The sequence below is a fragment of the Rhizobium sp. R339 genome (assembly GCF_002211395.1).
In the GTDB taxonomy this organism is placed as follows: domain Bacteria; phylum Pseudomonadota; class Alphaproteobacteria; order Rhizobiales; family Rhizobiaceae; genus Rhizobium.
On sequence record NZ_LOKV01000012.1, the window covers coordinates 51,952 to 63,812 of the forward strand.

Genomic DNA, 11,861 nt, shown 5'->3' on the forward strand with positions numbered 1-11,861 from the left:
AATGGCGACAGAAATCATCCTCCCCAAGGTCGACATGGATATGGCGACCGGCAAGATCTCGAAGTGGTTCTTCAAGGAAGGTGACCGCGTCGGCAAGGGCGACGTGCTGTTCGAAATCGAAACCGACAAAGCGGCAATGGAAATAGATTCCCCCGCTGCGGGCATTCTTCGCAACGTCAACGGCGAAGAAGGCGTTGATATTTCCGTCGGTTCGGCGGTCGCTTGGATCTACGAAGAGGGCGAGGAATATCAGGCCGCATCTGTGCCATCCACGCCGACCATGCCCGCAGAGACGGGGGCTTCGGAGGCGACCGATCTCGGCTCAATCAGCGCACCAAATCATACCGCATCGGCAGGTGCCGGAAGCTCAATGAGGGCTACGCCCTTGGCAAGGCGCCTGGCGCGGGAAACCGGTATCGATCTGGGATCGGTGGTCGGGACCGGTCCGCATGGAAGAATCGTGAGCGCGGATGTTTCGAAGGCTCGGGTTTCCGAAGTGCCGCCTACCCCGTCCGCGCCCGCCGGCGCGCAGCATGTCGGGCAGAAAGCTGCGTCGGACGGGTCTTTGGCGCTATTTGCCGAAGGCACGTTCGATGTGCAGCCTCATACCCCGATGAGAAGAACGATCGCCCGGCGACTGCTGGAAGCGAAGACCACCATTCCGCATTTCTACCTGTCGGTCGACTGCCGCCTCGATGCTCTGCTCAAGCTGCGAGCCGAGCTCAACGCGTCGGCGCCGATGGCGGATGGCGCGCCGCAATTCAAGTTGTCGGTCAATGACATGGTCATCAAGGCCTACGCGCTGGCCCTTGGATCAACACCCGATGCGAACGTGTCCTGGACGGAAGAGAGCCTGTTACGTCATCATTTCGTCGATGTAGGAGTTGCCGTTTCGGTGGCGGGTGGTCTGATTACGCCAATCATCCGGCATGCGGAATCCAAGACGCTTTCCGCGATCTCGAATGAGATGAAGGATCTGGCTGCACGCGCCAGATCGGGAAAATTGAAGCCGGCCGAGTATCAAGGCGGCACCGGAGCAATCTCGAACCTCGGCATGTTCGGGGTGAAGGAATTTGCCGCGATCATCAATCCTCCCCATTCAACCATCCTGGCCGTTGGCTCCGGGGAGAGAAGGCCGATCGTCAGCGCTCAAGGCGATTTGACGAGCGCGACTATCATGACTGTGACGTTGTCTACCGATCATCGTGCGGTTGACGGTGCTCTCGGCGCACAGCTCCTCGGAAAGTTCCAGGCGTTCATCGAAAATCCGATGAGTATGCTGATCTAGCTTCCTCCCAGGCCTCGGGGGATCTTGTCGCGAGGCGAAGGCCTCGTGACGGATCCCCCATCTTTTCAAGGAAATCAGATGTCCTACGACGTCATCATTATCGGCTCCGGTCCCGGCGGCTATGTCGCCGCCATCCGCGCCAGCCAGCTCGGCCTCAAGACGGCGATCGTCGAGCGCGAGCATATGGGCGGCATCTGCCTGAACTGGGGCTGCATCCCGACCAAGGCGCTGCTGCGCTCGGCCGAGGTGCTCGATCACGCCAACCACTTCAAGGATTTCGGTCTCGTTCTCGAAGGCTCGGTCAAGCCGGATGCCAAGGCCGTCGTCGGCCGCTCGCGCGCCGTTTCCGCCCGTCTGAATGCCGGCGTCGGCTTCCTGATGAAGAAGAACAAGATCGACATCATCTGGGGCGAAGCAAAGCTGACCAAGGCTTCGACCGGGGCTCAGCCCGGCGAGATCGTCGTCGGCAAGTCGTCGAAGCCTGTGGTCGAGCCGCAGCATCCGCTGCCGAAGAACGTCAAGGGGGAGGGCACCTACACCGCCAAGCACATCATCATCGCGACCGGCGCCCGCCCGCGCGCGCTGCCCGGCATCGAGCCGGACGGCAAGCTGATCTGGACCTATTTCGAGGCGCTGAAGCCCGACGCGCTGCCGAAATCCCTGATCGTCATGGGTTCGGGCGCGATCGGCATCGAATTCGCGAGCTTCTATCGCTCGATGGGCGTCGACGTCACGGTCGTGGAAGTCATGCCGACCATCATGCCGGTTGAGGATGCGGAAATCACCGCGATCGCCCGCAAGCAGCTGGAAAAGCGCGGCCTGAAGATCTTCACCAGCGCCAAGGTCACGAAGGTCGAGAAGGGTGCCGGCAGCATCACCGCCCATGTCGAAACGTCGGATGGCAAGGTGCAGCAGATCACCGCCGACCGGATGATCTCTGCCGTCGGTGTCCAGGGCAACATCGAAAATCTCGGTCTCGAAGCGCTTGGCATCAAGACCGACCGCGGCTGCGTTGTCGCCGATGGTTACGGCAAGACCAATGTCGCCGGTATCTATGCAATCGGCGACGTTGCCGGCCCGCCGATGCTGGCGCACAAGGCCGAGCATGAGGGTGTGGTCTGCGTCGAAAATATCGCCGGCCTGCCGAATGTGCATCCGACCGACAAGGGCAAGGTTCCGGGCTGCACCTATTGCAATCCGCAGGTCGCCTCCGTCGGCCTTACCGAAGCCAAGGCCAAGGAACTGGGCCGCGACATCCGCGTCGGCCGCTTCTCCTTCGCGGCCAACGGCAAGGCGATCGCGCTCGGCGAAGACCAGGGCATGGTGAAGGTGATCTTCGACAAGAAGACCGGCGAACTGCTCGGCGCCCACATGGTCGGCGCTGAAGTCACCGAACTCATCCAGGGCTTCGTCGTGGCGATGAACCTGGAAACGACAGAGGAAGAACTGATGCACACCATCTTCCCGCATCCGACCGTGTCCGAGACGATGAAGGAAGCCGTGCTCGATGCCTATGGCCGTGTGCTGAACGCTTGAGGCCCGATAATAAAACGCTGCATGATCATCCGTCAGACACGCAGCTGGCGCTTTTCAGCTAAAGGAGGATTTTCAGATGGCACGCATCACGCTCAGGCAGTTGCTGGATCATGCAGCGGAGGAGGGCTACGGCGTTCCCGCCTTCAATATCAATAATATGGAACAGGCGCTCGCCATCATGGAAGCCGCGGATGCGGTCCGCGCCCCGGTCATCATCCAGGCATCGCGCGGCGCGCGCGCTTACGCCAACGACATCATGCTGAAGCATATGATGGACGCCGTCGTCGAAATTTACCCGCACATTCCCGTCTGCGTGCATCTGGACCACGGCAACGATCCGGCCAGCTGCATGACGGCCATACAGGCAGGCTTTACCTCGGTCATGATGGACGGCTCGCTGAAAGCCGACGCGAAGACACCTGCCGACTGGGATTATAATGTCGGCGTGACCAAGAGAGTGACCGAAATGGCCCATCTCGGCGGCATCTCGGTCGAAGGCGAGCTCGGTGTGCTCGGTTCTCTCGAGACCGGCATGGGAGAGGCCGAGGATGGCCACGGCGCGGAAGGCAAACTGTCGCATGACCAGCTGCTGACCAACCCGGACGAGGCGGTGAGATTCGTGCGTGAAACTGGCGTCGATGCACTGGCGATCGCCATGGGAACCTCGCACGGCGCCTACAAGTTCACACGTAAGCCCGACGGTTCGGTGCTGGCGATGAATGTCATCGAGGAAATTCACCGCAAGCTGCCGAACACGCATCTCGTCATGCACGGGTCGTCGTCGGTGCCCGTCGAGTTGCAAGAGGTCATCAACAAATACGGCGGCCGGATGAGGCCCACCTGGGGCGTACCTGTCGAAGAAATCCAGCGCGGTATCAAGAACGGCGTGCGCAAGATAAACATCGACACAGACGGCCGCATGGCGATGACCGGGCAGATCCGCCGGGTCTTGCAGGAAGATCCGAGCGAATTCGATCCGCGCAAATATCTGAAGCCGGCAATGGCCGCGCTCACAAAGCTTTGCAAGGAGCGCTTCGAACAGTTCGGCACTGGCGGCATGGCGGAGCGGATTACGCCCCTTCCTGTCTCGGTGATGGCAAAGCGCTATGCCTCCGGCGAGCTCGATCCGTGCTTCTCGTGATTATCAAGTCACGGAGCACCGATCTGAACTTATGTTCGGCCAAGTATCAATTGTCCAGCGGGGATTCCGCAAACGCTTCCAGTGTTTGCTAGTATGAACATTTCTACAGTGTCGTCGCCGTTTGTAATACCGAAACGTAAATTTAATCAGTCCGTGTAATCGTGTCTCAATTCGGAGCAGCGAGTGCTTTTGGGAGGGGCAAAATGGACAGGATACTTGCGCGGTTCAGAATTCAGACAAAGGTTATCGTACTGGTTCTGCCGTTGTTGCTGACGATCGTCGCGGTCGGCGCCACAGGACTTTACGCAACGGGAGTCTTGGAAGCGCGACTCAACACGTCAAATGACGTGGTCCGGCTGCTTTCAGGATTTAAGGCCGTTTACGCCGGCATTACGACGTTTCTGCGCGAGCCCGATGATGCGACATTCAAGCAAGCCTCCGACACAACCGCAGCACAGATCAGCGAACTCGACCGTATGGTCACAGTGATTCCGGACGCCCAGGCAGCTGCTGAACTAAGGAAAGCGCAGGAGGCAACGCGCACGATCCTGAGCCACATCAACGAGATATGGAAACTACGACAGGACCGTTCGCAGCTGACGAACAACATTGCCGCGCAGCTCGAAGCGCTAAACTCTGTTCAAATGGAACTTGGCAAGCACGCGTTCAAGATCGTCGCTCAGGCTGCGCAGCGTGAAAATAAGCGAAAATCGAGGCTTTCCGAGACGTTGGCACTTCAATCCATTCTCAGTGGCTGCGAAAACCTCGAGGTTCAACTACGGTCGCTTGAGGGCCAGTCCTTGGGACGCGAAGGAACAGCTGTGCGAGCATCATTGGAAGGCCTCGCACACAAACTCTCGAAATCTGAGCGTCTTCTCACTTCAATGGGTGTGCGCGACGGGTCCCGCATCGCAGACAGGATTTTGGCATTTCTAAACCAGAGTGGAAGCCAGGAAACGGGGGGCCAGCTCGCGGCATTGGCCATTGCCAATGACTTGGCTGGTTTGACCGAAAGCTTACGGGTGCAGAGTGCGGCAGCCGTCGAGCAAGCCGCTGCCGATCTGAACGGTTCGAGCGATGGCTCTGTCGACGCCGACAAGGTGACGAAAAAGCTTCGGTCGATTGTGAGCAATGGCAGCGACGTAAAAATCGCCTTCGCCAGCCTTTTGGGTGAACCGACGGCGGATAACGTCAAAGCAGTCGAGCGATCCCTTTTTGTCTACGCGGGCGAGATACACTTGCTGACGGAACTGGCAGCCGTCGATTCTTACTTCGGCGAAGTCCCGGCAAGGGTAGGGGGAATCGCCGACCAATTGCGCGAAAGCGCAACCGGACTTGAGGCAAATCGGGCGCATGCCGAGGAGCAATATCGCCACGCAACCGACAAGATCAACGAGATCTGGGGATTGATGGACGCATTTGCGAACGCCCAGCGGCAGATGGCATCCGCCGAGCGATCGTTGACCAACTCGGTGTCTCTCACATCGATGGCGATCGGATTTCTCGTCGCGATAGCATCCGGCGCCGCATTGGTCGTCACCCTCAAACGGCCGATCGGTTCAATCACAGACAGCATGCGGCGTTTGGCCGGTGGCTCGTTGGACATTGCGATTGACGGAGACCGACGAAAGGATGAGATCGGCGAGATGGCGCGTGCACTTGCCGTGTTCAAGGAAAACGCCGTCCAGAAGATTGCCATCCAGGCGCGGACGGAAGAGGTCCATCGACTGGCCCAGTCGGAGCGGGACACGAACGATCGCGAACGAGCTTCTACGCAGCAAAATATCGAACTGGCAGTGACATCACTTGCGGACGGGCTTAGAAACCTGGCGAGCAGAGATCTGCGGAACACCATCGAGGTCCCGTTTGCTGGGGATCTGGATATTCTCAGGCGAGACTTCAACAGCACGGTCAGCGACTTGAGCTCGACCATGCTGGACGTTCGTGCGACGTCAGCCGAAATTCACACCAATGGCCGGCTCCTCGCGGATGCGTCCGAAGAACTTTCTCGCAGAAATGAACAGCAGGCAGGCTCGATCGAACAGACTGCGGCAGCGATCGAAGAGATCACCATCACCGTAGCGGAGGCCTCTAAACGTGCAACGAGCGCGGCTGACATCGTACAGCGCGTCAAGCTCGAAGCCGATGGCTCACTTGTTATCGTGGAAAATGCTATCGCCGCGATGTCTCGGATCAAGGAGGCATCCGATCGCATAACGAGTATCGTCACGGTAATCGACGGCATTGCATTCCAGACAAATCTTCTCGCGCTTAACGCCGGAGTTGAGGCTGCCCGCGCCGGAGAAGCCGGCAAGGGATTTGCTGTCGTCGCGCATGAAGTCAGAGAACTTGCCCAACGTGCCGCCTCGGCTGCGAAAGAAATCGGCGCTCTTATCCATCATTCGACGACCGAGGTGGACGTGGGGGTAGATTTTGTCGAGAAAGCCGGCCACGCCCTCGACGATATTGCGGCCAAGATTGGCGCGGTTTCCGGGGATGTCGGGCAATTGGCACTCTCGAGTCAAAGTCAGGCAAAGAGCCTCAATGAGATCAACGACGCCGTAAGCACCATGGAAAGAGTGACCCAGTTGAACGCCGCAATGGCCGAGGAAGCTGGCGCGGCCACCCGCCGGCTTGCGGAGCAAGTAGACGACCTCGTTCAATTGGTGGGGTCGTTTGCACTTAACGAGCTGCCATTCGTCCACGCGGAGAGGGCGGCCTAGCCTTGATTGCCCACCCCGTGGCGATTCAGCCCTCCGCTCAGCACTTAAATAAATAAGGATACTCCCGTTGAAGCTCGATCCAAACAAGCAGTTCTCGGCCTTTCTTTTCGATATGGATGGAACCCTTCTGACTTCCATAGCCGCTGCCGAGCGAGTTTGGGGTGCCTGGGCGAAACGCCAGGGGCTGGATCCCATTGCCTTCCTGCCGACAATGCACGGGCAAAGGGCGATTGACACTATTCGGCGGCTGGAGCTTCCCGGCGTGGACGCGGAGATTGAAGCTGAAAAGATCACAAATGCGGAGATCGACGACGTTGAGGGGGTTGTCGCGATTGCGGGAGCGGCAGAGTTCCTAGCTGCTCTTCCTACCGATCGTTGGGCGATCGTCACATCTGCTTCAAAGGAGCTTGCTCGGCGGCGACTTGAAGCCGCGGGGCTACGCATGCCGAACGTCATCGTGACCGGAGAAGATGTCGCTGCTGGTAAGCCGGACCCTCAATGTTTCCTTCTTGCGGCAAGACGGCTTGGAGTTCCGGCTGCAAATTGTCTTGTTTTTGAGGACGTTGAGGCCGGCGTAAAAGCCGGCAAAGCGGCAGGCGCGGACGTAATGGTCGTCACAGCAGCCGGGCATGATTTGGATTTACCCGGCAACCCAACCATAAATGACTACACCAAGATTGCGCCGGTGGTGTCTGCAGACGGACTACTGTCGATTACACTTGCATATGCGTGATAGCGCCCCGTGTTTTCAATAAGTGGTGGTCACAGAATCGGCGGAGCGTTGTGGCTAACAAGCGCTCGCCCACAGTGTGGCGGCGGGTCACCCCTCGAATGTGTAGGGCGAAAATTTTCTTTTGGATCGGTATCATAAATGAAGCACCGATCGGCACGCAAATCCGGATCCGTGACTCTTCTAAGCAAGCCTCTCACCGCTGAACCGAGAATCTAATCTTCAACTCGGGCACACATCGCGGCCATTTGATGTTCCCGAAAGGAGTTAGGGGCACAAATGGAAAGGATCAAGTGCGAATTGGAAACAAGTTTGAGACATTGGCAAATACCCGCCCGCCCGACACCCTTTCACCCTTGACTGCAAATCAAAGTTACTTAATCTAAGAACCGGCAGGCCGCGCTGGGAGGAGGGGCCGGCAATTGCGATTTGTGTCGCATCATCTTCATCTCCCAAAGCCATGACTCCGGATCGCTCGCCGCTGATTTTTCAACAGGGATAGACCATGCCTCTGACCATTGCCCAACGCCTCGATCGCCTCAAAGTCCGCATTGCGGAGCTCGCGCATTGGCGGGATCGGCAGAGCAGTCCGATCGGCGGCTGGACCTTCGAGGGGGAGCCGATCGACCATCATCAGGACTGGCCGCATCGCCAGGGCGTCGTGCATTTCGCTGCAAGCGCCGAGGCGCCGGCGGGCTGGCCGCTCGACGATATCCGCCTGCAGCTCGATCTCGGCGGCGAGAGCCTGATCACGCTGAGCTATCCGGATGGGCAGAGCGAGACCTTCGGGCTCGATCCCTATCATCAGGAATTTCCGGTCAAGGGCCGGCGGTTTTCGATTGCGACGGAAAGTGTCGCGCGCTTTCCCTTCGGCGAGCCGAACCGGGCGCCGCGGCTGAACAAGGCCCGGCTGATCCGGCTCGACGGTCCGGCCCATCGCCTGCATCTTCTGCTGAAGCAGGTCGCCGAGGCGATCGAGGTGCTCGGCGAACATGAAGTCGTGCCGCATATGGTGGATGCCGCCGAGCAGACCTTGCGCAGCCTCGACTGGCCGTCGGATACGACCGCTTACGTCTCCCGCACCGCCGATGCCGTGATGCAGCAGAAGATCTGGGAGTTGCCGGAACTTCAGGAGAATCCGGCAGGACTTTCCGACGAGCAGAGCGCCTCGGCGGCTTCCGCCTTCGAGGCGCTGACGGCGCGGCTGAAGGAATTGCAGAAGCGCTTTCCTGCGAATGGCGAGCTGGTGCTGACCGGCCATGCGCATATCGATCTCGCCTGGCTCTGGCCCTATCGCGAGACGCGGCGGAAGATGCGGCGCACCTTCAACACGGCGCTGTCGCTGATGGAGCGCTCGGCCGATTTCCGCTTCAACCAGTCGACGGCGCATTATTACGCGCAGATGGAAGAGGAGGATCCGGAGCTTCTCGACCGCATCAAGCAGAAGGTCGTGGAAGGCAAGTGGGAAACGGTCGGCGGCATGTGGGTCGAGCCCGATACCAACATGCCGACTGGCGAAAGCCTCGCCCGCCAGGTTCTCTACGGCCAGCGCTATTTCGAAAAGACCTTCGGCGCGCGCCACACGGTCTGCTGGCTGCCGGATTGCTTCGGCTTCTCCGGCGCGCTGCCGCAGATCCTCAGACAGGGCGGCATCGACAGCTTCTTCACCATCAAGGTCAATTGGAGCGAGACCAACCACATCCCCTCCGATCTCTTCTGGTGGAAGGGCCTCGACGGCAGCCAGGTGCTGACCCACACTTTCGACAATCCGATGCAGGGCTATAACGGCTTCGTGCAGGCCGATTGCTACGTGCCGACCTGGAAGAATTTTCGCGGCAAGGTGCAGCATCACGCCTCGCTTCTCGCCGTCGGTTATGGCGACGGCGGCGGCGGCGTGACGCCCGAAATGGTGGAGCGCGAAGTGCAGCTGCGCGATTTTCCCGCCATTCCGCAGGCGCGCTGGGGCACGGTCAAGGGCTTCTATGAAGAGGCGCACCGCACCGCATCTGAGAAGAGCCTGCCCGTCTGGGACGGCGAGATCTATCTCGAACTGCACCGCGCGACGCTGACGACGCAAAGCGGCGTCAAGCGCAAGCACCGCCAGGCGGAGCGCGCGCTGATCACCGCCGAGACCATCGCTTCGCTTGCACACATGCTGGGCGCGGACGAGCCCAGAAGCCTGGAAGCGGACTGGCGCGTGGTGCTGAAGAACGAGTTCCACGATATCCTGCCGGGATCGAGCATCCGCGAGGTCTATCAGGATGCCGAGCAGGAGCTCGGCGGCGTCATCGACAATGCCAAGTCCGAGCAGGCAAAGGCCCTGCAGGCGCTTTCCGCCAACCTGCCGAAGGGCGGCGTCGGCAATGCGCTCGTCGTCGTCAATCCGTCGCTTGCGCCGCGGCCGCTGAGCGCCACGCTTGCCGACGGCACGGTCGTCTCGGCCTCCGATATAGTTACCCCTCTGTCCGTCGCGGTCTTCGACAGGCAGGCGCTGCGGCCGGCGGGCGGATTGACGGCAACATCCGATCGCCTCGAAAACGATCATCTCGCCGTCGTCATCGGCATGGACGGCGCGGTTGCGAGCCTCGTTCACAAGGCGAGCGGCCGTGAAGCGGTCGATGGCTCGGCAAACCAGCTCTGGGTCTATCCGGCCGACAAGCCGCGCAACTGGGACGCCTGGGATATCGATGCCGACTATGCCGAAAAGGCCGTCCGTCTCGAAGCGCCCGAAAGCATCAGCCTCGTCGAAAGCGGCCCGCACCGCGCGGCGATCCGCGTCGTCCACCGCTACCGCAATTCGAGCGTCACGCAGACCTATGTGCTGACCGCCAATGCCAAGCGGCTCGATATCGAAACGACCATCGACTGGCACGACCGCCGCACACTGCTGCGCACGCTGAACCCCGTCGACGTCAGGTCGCGCAAGGCGACCTTCGAATGCGCCTTCGGCGTGGTCGAGCGGGCGACGCATACCAACACCTCCTGGGAGCAGGCGATGTTCGAGGCCGTCGCCCACCGCTTCGTCGATATCAGCGAGCCGGGCTTCGGCGTGGCGCTGCTCAACAATGCCAAATACGGCCACAGCGCCCGGGGCAACGTGCTCGGCATGAGCCTGGTGCGCGGGCCGATCTATCCCGATCCGCTGGCCGACGAAGGCGAGCAGAGCTTCACCTATGCGCTGATGCCGCATGACGGCGCCTGGCATGAAAGCGGCGTGCTGGATGAGGCGCTCGATCTCAACCAGCCGCTCGTGACCGCGGAAGCCCAGGGCCTCTCCGCCGGCGCTTTCACGCCGCTTGCCGTCGCCGGAACCCCCGTCGCCTTCTCGGGCCTGAAGCCCGCGGAAGAGGGGGACGGCCTCATCCTGCGCCTCTACGAACCTGCCGGCCGGCGCGGCCGCCTCTCTCTGAACTTGCCTTCCGGATGGAGCACGTCGCAGCCGCTCAACATTCTCGAGGAGCCGATGGAGCGCCAGGGGCCGGCAGACATCATGCCGTTCGAAATCCGGACCTGGAGGCTGCGGAAGGGCTGATCCCGGCGCTCGGAAACGGGACAAACTGGACAAAAAGCAGGATCGCGCCGGCGAGGTAATCGACGCGGCGCAGAGCTATTTCGCCCCGCAAGACAAATCAGTCCTGTAGCGTCTGGCCGTCAGGGCCGATGTCACCGACTATCGTCTCTCGCGCCCATGCGTCGACGCCGCTCGGCATGGGTTTCGGCAAGACGCGGTTTTCAAGCCCGAGAGATAAGTTTCGGCTGCTTTATCTCGCCCAGGATCCCGCGACTGCGGTCGCGGAACGATTGTTCGCGACCGGTTTCAGGGCAAGGCCGAGCGAGTGATGCTGCGGGAAGAGCTCGACCGCTATTCGATCGCCGTTATCCGAAACCCGGTTCCGCTGTTCCTGCTCGATCTGCGTTACGAGGGTGCAAACCTGCTCGGGGTTTCCACGGATGCCGTCCAAGCGAGGGCGCAGACGAGCGGGCGCCGCCTCAGCCAGGCTATCTACGATCGCACCGATTTTAACGGGATCCTCTACATGTCCCGGATCACCAACAAACAATGCGTTGCCTGCTATGACCGCGCCGTGCCGGGTCTTGAGGCCGACAGCCCTGCATTGGATCTCATCCGGCTCTCGGCACTCGGCCGGATCTTCGATGTCCTGCACGGCACTGTTATATCAGGGGAATTATCAAAATCTGCGAGAAGACCTTCGGCGGTTGATGCAGCCTGAGGCGGCTCCGTATCCACTTTCGGCGCTCACTATCCCGATCGCGCATCCAAGTTCCGGGCGCGGTGAAAGCGGAACTTTTTATTAGACCTTTATCGACTGTTAGTGGGCCCAGGCCATGGCAAAAGTGCTTCCCCTTCGAAGACAAGGTGAGGAAAAGCCGGAGGCAGAGATGGCGGTCGAATGAAGTCTATCGCCCATTCGATGGCCGGCG

At 60.3% G+C, this 11,861-nt stretch carries 8 protein-coding genes; all 8 read left to right on the plus strand.

Annotated features, from left to right (window positions below; all coding sequences use genetic code 11):
- Position 1 precedes the first annotated feature (1 nt).
- The 8 genes from ATY76_RS14520 (at position 2) to ATY76_RS34200 (ending at position 11,650) form a co-directional block, all read left to right on the plus strand.
- Positions 2-1,288, plus strand: coding sequence for a pyruvate dehydrogenase complex dihydrolipoamide acetyltransferase (locus ATY76_RS14520; RefSeq protein ID WP_088675453.1), 1,287 nt, complete (start codon positions 2-4; stop codon positions 1,286-1,288).
- A gap of 78 nt (positions 1,289-1,366) precedes the next feature.
- Positions 1,367-2,824 (plus strand): dihydrolipoyl dehydrogenase, encoded by a 1,458-nt coding sequence (gene lpdA / locus ATY76_RS14525; protein ID WP_088675454.1) that lies wholly within the window; start codon positions 1,367-1,369, stop codon positions 2,822-2,824.
- Positions 2,825-2,900: 76 nt separating this feature from the next.
- Complete coding sequence (gene fba / locus ATY76_RS14530) at positions 2,901-3,965, plus strand: class II fructose-bisphosphate aldolase (RefSeq protein WP_088675455.1); 1,065 nt, start codon at positions 2,901-2,903, stop codon at positions 3,963-3,965.
- A 203-nt stretch (positions 3,966-4,168) separates the two neighbouring features.
- Positions 4,169-6,688 (plus strand): methyl-accepting chemotaxis protein, encoded by a 2,520-nt coding sequence (locus tag ATY76_RS14535; RefSeq protein WP_088675456.1) that lies wholly within the window; start codon positions 4,169-4,171, stop codon positions 6,686-6,688.
- A 67-nt stretch (positions 6,689-6,755) separates the two neighbouring features.
- Positions 6,756-7,421 carry an HAD-IA family hydrolase gene (locus tag ATY76_RS14540; RefSeq protein ID WP_280950933.1) on the plus strand — a complete coding sequence of 222 codons (666 nt, stop codon included), beginning with the start codon at positions 6,756-6,758 and terminating at the stop codon, positions 7,419-7,421.
- Between the two features lie 502 nt (positions 7,422-7,923).
- Entirely contained in the window at positions 7,924-10,950 is a 3,027-nt protein-coding gene (locus ATY76_RS14545; RefSeq protein WP_088675457.1) for a glycoside hydrolase family 38 C-terminal domain-containing protein, read from the plus strand.
- A gap of 176 nt (positions 10,951-11,126) precedes the next feature.
- Positions 11,127-11,258 (plus strand): RES domain-containing protein, encoded by a 132-nt coding sequence (locus tag ATY76_RS34195; protein WP_245309953.1) that lies wholly within the window; start codon positions 11,127-11,129, stop codon positions 11,256-11,258.
- Entirely contained in the window at positions 11,258-11,650 is a 393-nt protein-coding gene (locus ATY76_RS34200) for a hypothetical protein (protein ID WP_245309871.1), read from the plus strand. Before ATY76_RS34195 ends, ATY76_RS34200 begins: the two co-directional genes overlap by 1 nt.
- Positions 11,651-11,861 lie beyond the last annotated feature (211 nt).